Origin of the sequence: Mucilaginibacter sp., from assembly GCF_036568825.1 — a bacterium.
Taxonomy (GTDB): domain Bacteria; phylum Bacteroidota; class Bacteroidia; order Sphingobacteriales; family Sphingobacteriaceae; genus Mucilaginibacter.
The window spans coordinates 94,882-108,285 of record NZ_DATCRU010000069.1; the positions used below are offsets into that span (position 1 = coordinate 94,882).

Here is a 13,404-nt window from a genome sequence, read left to right on the forward strand (position 1 = left end):
TTATTACAAAGCTCCCGCCTTAATTTCCTCCACCACAGCCGGATCAAGCAAGGTAGTGGTATCACCTAAGTTGGAAGTATCGCCCTCTGCTATCTTACGCAGAATACGGCGCATGATCTTTCCTGAACGTGTTTTCGGCAGGCCGCTTACAAACTGAATTTTATCCGGTTTGGCAATGGCACCGATGATACGGGTAACGGTCATGATGATATCCTTACGGGTTAGTTCCTCGTCGCCATGCATGCCCGGGCTTACCACGAATGCATAAACGCCTTGTCCCTTAATATCATGAGGATAGCCTACTACAGCGGATTCAACTACGGTGGCGTGCATGTTAATCGCATTTTCCACTTCAGCAGTACCGATACGGTGACCGGATACGTTCAACACATCATCTACACGACCGGTGATACGGTAGTAACCATCCTCGTCGCGTAAGCAGCCGTCGCCGGTGAAATACTTGCCCGGATAGGATGAGAAATAAGTTTGCCGGCAGCGCTCATGATCGCCATAAGTTGTACGAAGCATGCCTGGCCACGGGAATTGGATACATAAAAATCCGCTTACCCCGTTACCGTGCACTTCCTGCCCGTGCTCGTCTACCAGAACAGGCTGAACGCCCGGAAGCGGCAAAGTAGCATAGGTCGGTTTCGTTTTTGTAACACCGGCGATCGGCGATATCATGATACCCCCGGTTTCGGTTTGCCACCAGGTATCAACTATCGGGCATTGTTTGTGGCCAACATTCTCGTCAAACCAATGCCATGCCTCTTCGTTGATCGGTTCGCCAACGGAGCCTAGTTTCTTTAACGAGCTCAGGTCTTTGCTTTTTACCACATCAGTACCGAAGCTCATTAGCGAGCGGATAGCCGTAGGTGCAGTATACAATATATTGACTTTATATTTTTCTACAATCTCCCAGAAACGTCCCGGGCTTGGCCAGGTTGGAATACCCTCGAACATAAAGCTGGTAGCTCCCTGGGAAAGCGGTCCATACACAATATAAGAGTGGCCGGTGATCCAGCCGATATCAGCAGTACAGAAATAGATCTCGCCCGGGTTATATTGGAATACATTCGCAAAAGTATAACCGGTATAAACCATGTAGCCGCCGCAGGTATGTACCACGCCTTTTGGCTTGCCTGTCGAGCCTGAGGTATACAGGATAAACAGCATATCTTCGGCATCCATTTCTTCAGCTTCGCAGTTGATGTGTCCCTGGGTCTCTACTTTTTTGATCTCATCTTCCCACCACACATCGCGCCCTTTGATCATGGAAATCGGGGTACGGCTGCGGGTCAGTACGATCACTTTTTTGACAGAAGGGCATTGTACCAGTGCATCGTCTATAATAGATTTTAATGGGATTTCTTTTGTTCCCCTATAGCCACCGTCAGCGGTGATCACCAAATTGCAGGTAGCATCTTTAATGCGATCAGCAATAGATTGCGCCGAAAAACCACCAAACACTACGGAGTGAATAGCGCCTATACGGGCACAAGCCAGAACAGCAATAGCTAGTTCAGGTACCATCGGCATATAGATACAAATGCGGTCACCTTTTTTGGCGCCGTTATTTTTAAGTACGTTGGCGAACTGGCAAACCTTATCGTACAGTTGACGGTAGGTCAGTACGCGATGATCTTCATTCGGGTCGTTCGGCTCCCATATAATAGCCGGTTTGTCGCCCAGCTTTGCCAGGTGACGGTCGAGGCAGTTTTCGGTAATGTTCAGTTTGGCGCCCCTGAACCACTTGATGTTAGGCTCAGTAAAGTTCCATTCCAGCACCTTTAGCCAAGGCTTGCGCCACTGGAAATTCCCGGCAATATCGGCCCAGAACTCCTCGGGTTGTTCAACGCTTTTTTGGTAGGCTTGTTGGTACTCTTCAAAAGAAGTGATCTTCATGGTTGTGTGTTTTGATAGATTTTGTTGTTACTCAATGACAGAACATTTCACAAACAACAGCGGAATATCAAATAGTAAATTGGTGAGCGAAAATTAGCAATTTTATTGGGAAAGGGGGTTAATTAAGCTAATTATTTAATGATTTTATAACATTGGAAAGGCATTAACCATGTGTAGGTTCAGCAATCAAAATCTTTTTCAAAAATTTTTGAAATCGGTGTTGCCTATTTGACATTAAATTCGGATATTTGCAAACTCTTTTAGAAAAAGGGATTGAATTAAATCGATTGTCATGTCAAGAATTTGTGATTTAACAGGAAAAGGTTCACTGGTTGGTAACAACGTTTCTAACTCAAATGTTAAGACCAAACGCAGGTTTCACCCTAATTTAAAGCTGAAGAAGTTTTATATTCCTGAAGAAGATAAGTGGATCACTTTGAAAGTATCTACTTCGGCTGTTAAAACCATCAGCAAGAATGGTATAACTGCTTGTATCAATAAATACGTTAAAAAAGGATACATTTAATAGAGTTGATTGTGTTGATTGGTTGATTGGGTTCAATCGCTAATTCACTCATTCACTAACTCAATAATTAAAAATACGATGGCAAAAAAAGGTAACAGGGTTCAGGTAATACTAGAGTGTACCGAGCATAAAGAAAGCGGACTGCCAGGCATGTCTCGTTATATCACTACCAAGAACAAGAAAAATACTACTGAAAGACTGGAGTTGAAAAAATTCAACCCGGTATTAAGGAAAGTAACCGTTCACAAAGAAATTAAGTAATAATTGGTTGATTAAGTTGATAGGTCGATTGGTTTCAATCACTAATTCACTCATTCACTAACTCAATAATTAAAAGAACATGGCAAAGAAAGTAGTTGCAACCCTGAAAACAGGAAAAGGCAAAGAATATTCAAAAGTGATCACCATGACTAAGTCGCCTAAAACCGGTGCTTATTCATTCAAAGAAGTAATCGTACATAACGACCACGTTAAGGATGCGATCAATGCTTCCAAAGGCCACTAATCAGATCTGAAATAGATATAAAAGCCGTCTTGTATTTACGAGAGGGCTTTTTTTATTGGATATGCAGATGAAAGAAGATGTGCAGATGTGCGAATGTGCAGATGTGCAAATGAAAAGAAGATATGCGGATGTGCAGATTTGCAAATGGACTTTAAATTAAATTTGAATATGCATAACATCTGCACATTAATACAATCTGCATATTTGCACATCCGCACATCTGCAAATTTAAATCATGGGATTATTCGATTTTTTTAAGAGGAAGGAAAGCACGCCGCAGGAACAGCAGGCGCTGGATACTGGTTTAGAGAAAACCAAGGACAGCTTTTTTTCAAAGATCACTAAGGTAGTTGCAGGCAAGTCGACTGTTGATGACGATGTACTGGACGACCTGGAAGAAGTGCTGGTAACTTCGGACGTAGGTGTTACAACGACCCTGAAAATCATTAAACGGATACAGGACCGTGTGGCCCGCGACAAATATGTAGGTACTTCTGAACTGAATAACCTGCTCCGCGACGAGATACAACATTTACTTGCCGAAAATAATAGCAACGACTTCCATAATTTTGAATATGGTAACCACAAGCCTTATGTAATTATGGTTGTGGGTGTGAATGGTGTTGGTAAAACGACTACTATTGGCAAACTGGCTCATAAATTAAAACAGGCAGGTAATAAGGTGGTGATAGGTGCTGCGGATACTTTCCGTGCCGCGGCTGTGGAACAGATCCAGCTTTGGGGGGAACGCATTGGTGTAAAGGTGGTGGCGCAGGCAATGGGTTCGGACCCGGCCTCGGTAGCTTATGATACTTTACGTTCAGCAGTAGCTAATGGCGATGATGTGGCGATAATAGATACCGCCGGTCGTTTGCATAATAAAGTTGGCCTGATGAACGAGCTGACCAAGATAAAAAACGTAATGCAAAAGGTAGTTCCCGGCGCGCCGCACGAGATACTATTGGTGCTGGACGCATCAACCGGGCAAAATGCCATTGAACAGTGCAAACAATTTACTGAAGCAACTGCTGTAAATGCGCTGGCATTAACCAAGCTGGACGGTACAGCTAAAGGCGGTGTGGTTATTGGTATTTCGGATCAATTTAAGATCCCGGTAAAATATATAGGTGTAGGCGAAGGTGTGGAACATTTGCAGTTGTTTGATCGCAAAGCATTTGTAGATTCCTTATTTAAACAATAAAATAAGGATGTCACACTGAGCCCGGTCGAAGTGCGGTGCGTAAAGGCCTTGCCCACCATGCTTCGAGTGCCTCAGCATGACACCCATCGCAGATAGATATTGTGTGAAATGAAAACAAAAGAAATTAATCAGTCTCAAAAAGTAAATAAGCCTAGAGTCAATGTAGTAACCCTCGGTTGCTCTAAGAACATCCACGACTCGGAAGTTTTAATGGGCCAGCTGAAGGGCAACAGCTTTGACGTGGTTCACGAAGCTGAGAAAGTAAGCAGCGATGATATCATCGTGATCAATACCTGCGGATTTATTGATAATGCCAAACAGGAATCCATAGACACTATTCTGCAATACAGCGAACTAAAGGAACAGGGAAAAGTAGGGAAAGTGATCGTTACCGGATGCTTGTCTGAACGTTATAAACCGGAACTTGAGGCTGAGATCAGCAATGTGGATTCATGGTTTGGTACTAATGATCTGCAAAATCTGCTGAGTACTTTAGGCGCCAATTATCGCCATGAATTAATAGGTGAGCGTCTGCTGACTACACCAACTCATTTCGCTTATTTCAAAATTGCAGAGGGTTGTAACCGTCCCTGCTCATTTTGTGCTATACCTTTAATGCGTGGTAAACACGTTTCTAAGCCGATTGAGGATTTGGTGAAGGAAGCCCAACATTTGGCAAAAAACGGTACAAAAGAACTAATACTAATCGCTCAGGACCTTACTTACTACGGTCTTGACCTCTATAATAAACGCAACCTGGATGAGCTGCTACGCCATTTGTCTGATGTAAATGGTATTGAGTGGATCCGTTTGCAATATGCTTATCCTTCCGGTTTCCCGATGGAGATATTGGATGTGATGAATGAGCGAGAGAATATTTGCAACTATTTGGATATGCCGCTGCAACACATCAGCGATAATATGCTGAAATCCATGCGCCGCGGCACTACCAAACAAAAAACCATCGACCTGGTGAACGCTATTCGTGACAAAGTGCCGAACATTGCTATGCGTACCACGCTGATCACAGGCTATCCGGGCGAAACTCAACAGGATTTTGAGGAAATGCAACAATGGGTTGAAGAAACCCGTTTCGACCGTTTAGGTTGCTTTACATACTCGCACGAAGAAAAAACACATGCTTATTCATTAGTAGATGATGTGCCGGAAGAAGTAAAGCAGGAGCGTGCTGATGCTATTATGGAAATTCAGCAGGGCATTTCGTTTGAAAAGAATCAGGAAAAAGTAGGCGAAACCTACAAGGTGCTGATCGATAAAAAAGATGGCGGTTACTTCGTAGGCCGTACGGAGTTTGATTCACCTGAAGTAGATAACGAGGTATTGATCGACGCTAAAAAACATTATGCCACCGTAGGCAGCTTTGTTAATGTGAAGATTGACAGCGCGGAAGACTTCGACCTTTATGGACAGATTGTAAAATAACCGGATTTTAAGCAGGCGATTGCTGATTTAAGATTTTAAAATCTAATTTCGGGATTAAATCAAGCAATTTTCAGATGATTGATGAAGTTTCTAAATCCGAAATCGAACATCCGAAATCCGAAATCAAACTCATGGATGCAGCCTGTATAAGCTATAAAGAGACCGGATATTTCTCGCAAACGGTTAGCGAATACCTGGAAGATAAACCTGAATTACGCCCATTTTATAGCTACAGACCCGATTGGAATGGTTTCAAAGCCTTACTTCAAAATAAAAAGGTAATCGGCAACCGCGATCTTTTAATGCAGGTTCTGACCAAACAATACCAATCTATTCCAGCATCGGATAGCAGGAGGCATACATCAGTTCAGGCTCATATCGACTTACTCAAATCAGAAAATACTTACACCATTACTACGGGTCACCAATTAAATATCTTTGCTGGTCCACTATACTTTATATATAAGATCGTTACCGCGATCAAACTAGCGACTCAGTTAAAGGAGAAGTTCCCGGATAAAAATTTTGTCCCCGTTTACTGGATGGCTTCTGAGGATCATGATTTTGCTGAGATCAACTATACCAATATAGGCGGCAAAAAAGTGCATTGGTGGCATGAAGCGTCAGGTGCAACAGGTCGCATCGATCCGGTTACCATGCGCCATGCCTTGAACCAGTACAAAGGGGTTTTGGGTTTGGATCATCATGCTGAGGAACTAGCTGAAATTGTTGAAAATGCTTACGCCAAATTCAGCAAACTTGCTGATGCTACCCGTTATTTGGTAAATGCCTTATTCGGGCAATATGGCTTAGTGATCATCGATGCGGACGATCACGATCTGAAAAAGCAGTTTGCACATATCATTGAAGAAGATATCATTGAGCAGCATAGCTCAAAAAACATCGAGACTACCAATGAGCAGTTGAAAAGACTGCACGTACATATACAGGTAAACCCACGTGAGATCAATTTCTTCTATCTCAACGATGGTTTGCGCGAGCGGATTGTGTATGAAAATGATACTTACAAAGTGCTGAATACCGAGATCAGCTTTACCAGAGAAGAACTGCAGAAAGAGATTCAAGCAAGTCCAGAGCATTTCAGTCCAAATGTGGTAATGCGGCCACTTTACCAGGAATATATTCTACCCAACATTGCTTATGTAGGTGGTGGGGCTGAAGTAGTTTACTGGCTTGAGTTGAAATCGAATTTTGAGTATTACAAGGTCGATTTTCCAATATTAATGCTCCGCAATTCGGGCTTGGTTATTCCAAAGCAATCAGCATCAAAAGTTGCACGGATGGAATTGCCTGTGGTTGAGTTATTCAAAAGCACCGATGCTATCAAAACCAATTGGATAAAGCAGCATAGTGAGCACGAGCTTTCTTTAAAAAAGGAGTGGAGCGAATTACAGCAAATCCTTGAAAAAATAAAATCACGCTCATCTAAAATCGACCCTACATTGGCACAATCTACAGATGCTATAAGAGCAAGGTTAGAGCATGCAATAGATCGATTGGAGAAGAAACTGATCAGGGCCGAAAAGAAAAACTATCATACCCGCCTGGAGCAAATAGATCATATCAAGGCTGAGCTTTTCCCGAAGGACAGCCTGCAGGAACGTACCGAAAACTTCGGCTTGTTTTATGTAAAATGGGGCCAGCAATTTATCGACGAGCTTATCCGCAATTTTGAACCGCTGGATTTTAAATTCACTGTACTGACAGAAAAATAATGCAATTCCAATCTACTATCCTAACCCTTCCCGGTATTGGTGGCTCAGGACCGCAGCATTGGCAATCCTTATGGGAAAAAGAATATGGCTTTACCCGGATAGAACAGCAGGAATGGGAAATACCTTTCAGGGATGAATGGGTGGCAAACATTCAAAAAGCGGTATCTAAACATGATCCTAAGAAGGTGATATTGGTTGGCCACAGTGCGGTTTGTTCAGCCATCGCAAAATGGGCAGAACGGTATCAAACCAAAATAAAGGCTGCTTTGCTGGTAGCACCAGCCGATCCGGAGGCACAAACCTTTCCGCAAGGAGCAATTGGTTTTGCACCAATGCCCTTATTCAAATTGCCATTCCCGTCTATTGTAGTGGCTAGCACCAATGATTTCTTCGCGACCGTTGAACGGGCTAAACAATTTGCTGACGCATGGGGCAGCGAATTTATCAGTATAGGCGAAGCTGGGCATATCAATGTAGCGTCCGGATATGGGCAGTGGGATGAGGGGTTGGATATATTGAAACGTTTAGATAAAATCTAGCGGATAGACGCGATGCATGGCGTCTCTACTTAATCACATTATGTTGTTTTAATAATTTGATCACCGCATCATGCGGCAGGGCATAAGCTTTATTTCCATTGATGCCTTCCATCGTATCAGCAGCAACCATAGCGTTGATAATGGATTCTTCCACTGATTCTACTGTTGCCTGGTATAAAGGGTTTATCTGATCGTTTGCCAGCATTTCTACTTTTACATTGTCCTTCCGGTTGAAGGCATCCGGATTGGCAGTGGAAAATGCAATAAATATATCACCCGAACTATTTTCTCCTCTGCCGCCAACAATACCAACGCCCAATGCCACCCGTTCAGCAATCCTTTTGAGTTGATGCGGAAGCAAAGGTGCATCGGTAGCAACAACCACGATGATAGACCCTTGGCCTTCATCTTTTTTGTACTGTGGTGGCGCGACTAGTACGGTTTTTAGTGTGTCCATCAAGGCTTTGCCTACAGGTACCCCGGCTATGGTAAGGTTTGCCCTTCTCCCAAAGTTTGATTGCACCAGAACACCCAGTGTGTATTGTTTATTGTTGATAGTGATCACTCTTGATGCGGTCCCGGTTCCGCCTTTAAAGCCAAGACACATCATGCCAGTCCCGCCGCCGATGTTACCTTCTTTCAACGGTCCTGATTTGGCAGAATCCAGAGCTTCGTAGACATTACTTTCCTTTACGTGGAAGCCGTAAATATCATTCAGAAAACCGTCGTAAGTTTCGGCAACAACAGGATAGGTGTACCAAAAATCTTCATTATACCATTTGCGGTCTACAAACCATTTCAACACTGCGTCCCGTACGGTACCTACGCTATTGGTGTTGGTTATCATAATGGGTGTTTCCAGGAAGCCTGATTCTGTTACCCATGTGGTGCCTGTCATTTCACCATTGCCATTCAGCGTATACCAATTAGCGAATACCGGGTGGTGATTCACCTTCCCGTTAGGGAAAATAGCTGTGACGCCTGTTCTAACAGGGCCTTTACCAATATGGTCTTTACCTGAACCACTGATGATCGTGCTATATCCAACTTCAACGCCTGCTACATCGGTTATCGCATTGTATTTGCCGGGAGTACCGCTAAACGGAATGCCAATATCCCGGCCACGCGGTTTTTGAGCAAAGGTTACAACACTGATTAAACTAAATGAGATAAAAGTGATGATGAATTTGCCGCAGCTGAAATACATAATGTTGAGGATTAGTGTTTTAAATATAACCACTAATTGCCAGGTATCGAAATGCGAATAAAAAATCGGGAAAGCCTGCGTAAAGAAAAATATTATCTTTGGTTGACCTGTGTGAACATAGCATCCGGAGTCAACGTACAAATACCAGTTTATTTATCAGCATTGAGATATTTACCTCATTTTAAGCAATTATTACCTGCCGCAATTATTTTGTGCATGGTGGCTATTGTGGCATCATGTACCAAAACTGATGTTAAAATAATCCCTGGTAAATACGACCCGACCCCTTATAATGTGGGAACAACCGGCCCTACCGGTATTACAGGCGTAACGGGAGCCACAGGATCAACTGACTCAACTGCAGTAATACCAGCCCTATTTTCGTCGCCTTCTGATGTAGCAGTAGATGCAGCAGGAAATCTTTACGTTGCTGATTACTGGTACAACCGTATTCAGAAAATATCGACAAATGGAACCGTATCAACCCTGGCCGGAACAGGAAATGTAGGGGCTATAAATGGTATAGGTAAACTGGCATCTTTTAATAAACCATCCGGATTGGCTGTTGACGCAGTGGGCAATGTATATGTAGCTGATGCCGGAAATAACCTTATCCGAAAAATCACGCCTGATGGTACAGTAAGCACGCTTGCAGGTACGGTGGTGGCTGTGGATACAAGCAATACCGTAACAAGCACGCCGCTTTTTTCTGGCCCCAGTGGGGTGGCAGTTGATGCCTCAGGAAATGTGTATGTGGCCGATGCCGGAAATAACCGGATTTGCGTGGTTAGTCCATCGGGTAATACAACCACACTCTCAGGTAATGGCAATGCAGGTTCAAACAATGGAGCGGGGAAAAATGCCACTTTTAATAATCCAACAGGAGTAGCAGTAGATGCATCCGGGAATGTATATGTGGCTGATATGCTGAATAATCTGATCCGCAAGGTGGCCCCCGATGGGACGACAACCACACTAGCCGGGAATGGAGATATAGGTTCAAAAGATGGCCTGGATACCGCCGCGCGGTTCTATTTCCCGAACAGCTTAACGGTTGATGCTTCAGGAAATGTATATGTGACCGATGATGTCAATAACCTGATCCGTGCAATAACACCAGTCGGGGCAGTTACGACTTTGGCAGGTAGCGGACAAGCAGGTTCGCAAAATGGGCTGGGGACACAAGCATCATTTAACGATCCGGCAGGAATCAGCATAGATGCCCTGAATAATTTATATGTAGCCGATGCTAATAATAACCTGATCCGTAAAATAACACCTGCAGGCATGGTGACTACGGTGGCAGGGGTATTACCAAAGTCTTCATTGGGGCATATCGTTCAAAAAATCTACTATCATACAGGAAGAGCTTTAAATAATCGTTCGGTCCTGCTAACCAGGCATCATTAAATTCAAAACTGATTGCATAAGGTTGCTATATTTGCCCCTATGCTCGTCTCCGAATCTATCCTCCGCAGTTTTACTGAAAACATTTTTACAGCAATGGGCTGCAACGCCGAACATGCACAACTGGCTGCCGATGTATTGATCAAATCTGATATGCGTGGTATTGATTCACACGGTGTTGCAAGGCTCCAGGGCTATGTACGCTTATGGGAAAAGAAGCGGATCAATACCAATCCTCATATCAAAATTGTACATGAAACAGCAACTACAGCGACTGTTGATGGCGATGCAGGATTAGGATTAGTCGTAGCGCCTTTTGCCATGAAAGTAGCTATTGAAAAGGCAGAAAAATATGGCTCAGGATGGGTATCGGTACGGAATTCCAACCATTTTGGTATAGCGGGCTACCACGCCATGCAAGCTGTAGAAAAAGATATGATCGGTTTTGCGATGACCAACGCCAGTCCATTAGTTTCGCCGACTTTCTCGAGTGAGCGTTTACTGGGTACCAATCCGATGTGCTATGCATTCCCTGCGGGTAAATTTCCGCCGGTGATTGTTGATATTGCCACCTCAGCAGCAGCCAATGGTAAACTTGAAATTGCTCAGCGGGCAGGTGAACAAGTTCCCGAAGGATGGATCCAAAATAAACAGGGAGAGCCAACCACCGATCCACATGCTTTAAAATCAGGCGGCGCGTTGTTGCCTTTGGGCAGCGACCGCGATCACGGCAGTCACAAAGGGTTCGGATTAAGTGCGACCGTTGATATACTTTCAGCTGTATTATCAGGCGCTAATTATGGTCCGTGGGTACCGCCATTTGTCGCTTTTCTTGATCCGCCGGATGACCCGGTTGGTACAGGTATCGGCCACTTTGTTGGCGCTATGCGTGTTGATGGTTTCCGCCCGGTTGATGAGTTTAAGCAGCATATGGATAACTGGATCAGTCGTTTTAAATCATCCGCTACTATCGACCCAAATCAGAAAGTGATCATCCCCGGCGAACCGGAACTGGAAGCTGAAGCTGATAGGGAAATTAATGGCATCCCGCTGGTAGATGCTGTGGTAAGAGATTTGAATGAGATAGCTGAAAAGTTTGGGGTAGAAAAGTTGGCTTGATTAATCACAATCCCAATTACCTCGTAGCTTGCTACAATGAGCACATTCGAAAGTGTAATATGTGGCATACCATTCATCGAGTTTAGTTTCACCTTCCGATAAACTGTCATCCCACAAATTTTGATATTCGCTGGTCATGTCCATAAACAATTTCCGGCCATCACCATCTGGGCTATTGTTATAAAAATCTTTTGGTTCCCATGTGCCCTTGTAAATCATGAAATCGCCACAATGGCTCAACCAGGGAGTCTGTTGCCATGTAATTACATTTGGCGTTCTTCGTAACTCTTCAAGAATTGAAGGACTGATAGACGGAGGATTACTCATGTTGTGACTATAAACTTTGGATAATCCGGTTTCGTCAAGAAATCCAAATTCAGTGTCATGCCAAAACTCAAAACGGCCAGATTTTAAACAGTTTATACAACCTAACTTTCCTTCTTTCTCCTCATCATCAAACTCATTTGTGATGCTGTAATCAAGTTCAAAACACCGGTCTTCGATTCCACATATTGAGCATATGTTTGTACCATCAACCAAATCTGACATATCATCTTCAGGGCCTTTGAAGTATTTGAATTGCATGAGATTATCAATAGGAAGGAGTAAAGACTATGTTAATGTGCTGCCTGAGTAAGATGCACACGTTTTTATCTGATCTTCATTTAATTCGGGAAAATCTAAAATGATGTCATTAATAGACATACCCTCCGAAAGCCAACTTAAAACATCGTAAACAGAAATACGAGTCCCAATGATAATCGGTCGTCCAAATCTCTTTTCAGGATTAATTTCTATATAGTCAGTATAATTCATACACCAATATAGGCATTAAATTCCGAAATCAAACTTCCGAATTCCGCAATCCCTTAATGTATCCCCTTAAATATCCTATTCCAGCGGATAGAATTTAAGAAGCTTCCTGCCGAATCGGTGCTCATCCAGATAAACAAAGCTTTACCTACAATGTGATCTTCAGGCACAAATCCCCAGAATCGTGAATCTTCTGAATTATGACGGTTATCGCCCATCATCCAGTAGTAGTTTTGCTTAAATGTGTAGCTAGTAGCTATTTTACCGTTGATTAAAATATCATTGCCCTTTAGCTCCAGTTTATTCTTTTCATAAACTTCAATAACACGCCTGTAAACCGGGAATGTAAGACTATCGAGCTTGATTGTCATCCCCACTTTTGGAATGATGATCGGGCCGTAATTGTCAACGTTCCATTTTAGATGCGGATCATGGGGGAATTCTTCCGGGTTGAAGGTGTTTCTTGGCTGTATATATTCGGTTACCGATTTAATATTGGAATAGCCTTTTAAAGTAGCCGCCGCTTGCCGCGTCATAAGCATTTCGCCGTTGGCCATTCCCGGTTCTATATGAAGATCTGTAAGGATCTGCGGATTGATCTGGCTGCCATCAGAGGTAACCAAATAAGATGGTTGGCTTTGCGGCGGATTAGGATTAGGCTTGCTGTTCACATAAACCTGGGCATCTACAATAGAAAGCGTGTCACCCGGTGTACCCTGGCAACGCTTAATGTAGTTATCTTCCTTGTCAATCGGCCTGTAATAAGGTGAATCAGACTGCATCGGAAAGTTGAAAACTACCACGTCACCCTTTTTAATATCGCCAAAGCCCGGCAGGCGGTAATAAGGCAATTTTATAATATCAGAATACGATTTGGTACCGATAAGCGGCATGGTGTTTTGCGCAAAAGGGAACGATATCGGTGTCATTGGCAGACGCGCGCCATAATTCATTTTACTCACAAACAGGTAATCGCCCACCAGCAGGGTGCTCTCCATTGATC

Annotated in this window: 14 protein-coding genes; 9 read left to right on the plus strand and 5 right to left on the minus strand. The window is 43.5% G+C overall.

Annotated features, from left to right (window positions below; genetic code table 11):
• Window positions 1-3 precede the first annotated feature (3 nt).
• On the minus strand, window positions 4-1,905 hold the full coding sequence (gene acs, locus VIM89_RS15825; protein WP_488157145.1) for an acetate--CoA ligase: 1,902 nt from the start codon (window positions 1,903-1,905) through the stop codon (window positions 4-6).
• A 292-nt stretch (window positions 1,906-2,197) separates the two neighbouring features.
• Between acs and rpmB the strand changes: the two genes are divergently transcribed.
• From rpmB to VIM89_RS15860, 7 genes are all read left to right on the plus strand, one after another.
• Window positions 2,198-2,431, plus strand: coding sequence for a 50S ribosomal protein L28 (rpmB, locus tag VIM89_RS15830; protein ID WP_302864976.1), 234 nt, complete (start codon window positions 2,198-2,200; stop codon window positions 2,429-2,431).
• Window positions 2,432-2,509: 78 nt separating this feature from the next.
• Window positions 2,510-2,692: a 50S ribosomal protein L33 gene (rpmG, locus tag VIM89_RS15835; protein WP_002998409.1), complete on the plus strand. Its 183-nt coding sequence runs from the start codon at window positions 2,510-2,512 to the stop codon at window positions 2,690-2,692.
• Between the two features lie 79 nt (window positions 2,693-2,771).
• On the plus strand, window positions 2,772-2,936 hold the full coding sequence (locus VIM89_RS15840) for a DUF4295 domain-containing protein (RefSeq protein WP_488157146.1): 165 nt from the start codon (window positions 2,772-2,774) through the stop codon (window positions 2,934-2,936).
• A gap of 235 nt (window positions 2,937-3,171) precedes the next feature.
• Window positions 3,172-4,137, plus strand: a complete 966-nt coding sequence (gene ftsY / locus VIM89_RS15845) for a signal recognition particle-docking protein FtsY (protein ID WP_488157147.1) — start codon at window positions 3,172-3,174, stop codon at window positions 4,135-4,137.
• 108 nt (window positions 4,138-4,245) lie between these two features.
• Complete coding sequence (rimO, locus tag VIM89_RS15850) at window positions 4,246-5,580, plus strand: 30S ribosomal protein S12 methylthiotransferase RimO (protein ID WP_488157148.1); 1,335 nt, start codon at window positions 4,246-4,248, stop codon at window positions 5,578-5,580.
• 131 nt (window positions 5,581-5,711) lie between these two features.
• The gene (gene bshC, locus VIM89_RS15855; protein WP_488157149.1) at window positions 5,712-7,316 is read left to right on the plus strand and encodes a bacillithiol biosynthesis cysteine-adding enzyme BshC; all 1,605 of its coding nucleotides are present in this window, start codon (window positions 5,712-5,714) and stop codon (window positions 7,314-7,316) included.
• Window positions 7,316-7,855, plus strand: a complete 540-nt coding sequence (locus VIM89_RS15860) for an RBBP9/YdeN family alpha/beta hydrolase (RefSeq protein ID WP_488157150.1) — start codon at window positions 7,316-7,318, stop codon at window positions 7,853-7,855. Before bshC ends, VIM89_RS15860 begins: the two co-directional genes overlap by 1 nt.
• A gap of 25 nt (window positions 7,856-7,880) precedes the next feature.
• On the opposite strand, the gene VIM89_RS15865 is transcribed toward VIM89_RS15860, so the two are convergent.
• Window positions 7,881-9,062 (minus strand): DmpA family aminopeptidase, encoded by a 1,182-nt coding sequence (locus tag VIM89_RS15865; RefSeq protein WP_488157151.1) that lies wholly within the window; start codon window positions 9,060-9,062, stop codon window positions 7,881-7,883.
• A gap of 51 nt (window positions 9,063-9,113) precedes the next feature.
• Here VIM89_RS15865 and VIM89_RS15870 point away from each other — a divergent pair, with 51 nt between their 5' ends.
• Window positions 9,114-10,472: an NHL repeat-containing protein gene (locus VIM89_RS15870; protein ID WP_488157152.1), complete on the plus strand. Its 1,359-nt coding sequence runs from the start codon at window positions 9,114-9,116 to the stop codon at window positions 10,470-10,472.
• Between the two features lie 39 nt (window positions 10,473-10,511).
• Entirely contained in the window at window positions 10,512-11,588 is a 1,077-nt protein-coding gene (locus tag VIM89_RS15875; RefSeq protein WP_488157153.1) for an Ldh family oxidoreductase, read from the plus strand.
• Here the strand turns inward: VIM89_RS15875 and VIM89_RS15880 are convergent, their stop codons facing one another.
• From VIM89_RS15880 to lepB, 3 genes are all read right to left on the minus strand, one after another.
• Window positions 11,589-12,173 carry a CbrC family protein gene (locus VIM89_RS15880; protein WP_488157154.1) on the minus strand — a complete coding sequence of 195 codons (585 nt, stop codon included), beginning with the start codon at window positions 12,171-12,173 and terminating at the stop codon, window positions 11,589-11,591.
• A 27-nt stretch (window positions 12,174-12,200) separates the two neighbouring features.
• A complete protein-coding gene (locus VIM89_RS15885) occupies window positions 12,201-12,404 on the minus strand; it encodes a DUF433 domain-containing protein (RefSeq protein WP_488157155.1) in 204 nt (67 codons plus the stop codon).
• 53 nt (window positions 12,405-12,457) lie between these two features.
• A partial coding sequence (gene lepB, locus VIM89_RS15890; protein WP_488157156.1) for a signal peptidase I occupies window positions 12,458-13,404 on the minus strand: 947 nt, incomplete at its 5' end.

What these genes read in the sequence shown, in the direction of transcription:
- acs (WP_488157145.1), bottom strand. Translation starts at nt 1,905, where the DNA reads ATGAAGATCACTTCTTTTGAAGAGTACCAACAAGCCTACCAAAAAAGC.
- rpmB (WP_302864976.1), top strand. Translation starts at nt 2,198, where the DNA reads ATGTCAAGAATTTGTGATTTAACAGGAAAAGGTTCACTGGTTGGTAAC.
- rpmG (WP_002998409.1), top strand. Translation starts at nt 2,510, where the DNA reads ATGGCAAAAAAAGGTAACAGGGTTCAGGTAATACTAGAGTGTACCGAG.
- VIM89_RS15840 (WP_488157146.1), top strand. Translation starts at nt 2,772, where the DNA reads ATGGCAAAGAAAGTAGTTGCAACCCTGAAAACAGGAAAAGGCAAAGAA.
- ftsY (WP_488157147.1), top strand. Translation starts at nt 3,172, where the DNA reads ATGGGATTATTCGATTTTTTTAAGAGGAAGGAAAGCACGCCGCAGGAA.
- rimO (WP_488157148.1), top strand. Translation starts at nt 4,246, where the DNA reads ATGAAAACAAAAGAAATTAATCAGTCTCAAAAAGTAAATAAGCCTAGA.
- bshC (WP_488157149.1), top strand. Translation starts at nt 5,712, where the DNA reads ATGGATGCAGCCTGTATAAGCTATAAAGAGACCGGATATTTCTCGCAA.
- VIM89_RS15860 (WP_488157150.1), top strand. Translation starts at nt 7,316, where the DNA reads ATGCAATTCCAATCTACTATCCTAACCCTTCCCGGTATTGGTGGCTCA.
- VIM89_RS15865 (WP_488157151.1), bottom strand. Translation starts at nt 9,062, where the DNA reads ATGTATTTCAGCTGCGGCAAATTCATCATCACTTTTATCTCATTTAGT.
- VIM89_RS15870 (WP_488157152.1), top strand. Translation starts at nt 9,114, where the DNA reads ATGCGAATAAAAAATCGGGAAAGCCTGCGTAAAGAAAAATATTATCTT.
- VIM89_RS15875 (WP_488157153.1), top strand. Translation starts at nt 10,512, where the DNA reads ATGCTCGTCTCCGAATCTATCCTCCGCAGTTTTACTGAAAACATTTTT.
- VIM89_RS15880 (WP_488157154.1), bottom strand. Translation starts at nt 12,173, where the DNA reads ATGCAATTCAAATACTTCAAAGGCCCTGAAGATGATATGTCAGATTTG.
- VIM89_RS15885 (WP_488157155.1), bottom strand. Translation starts at nt 12,404, where the DNA reads ATGAATTATACTGACTATATAGAAATTAATCCTGAAAAGAGATTTGGA.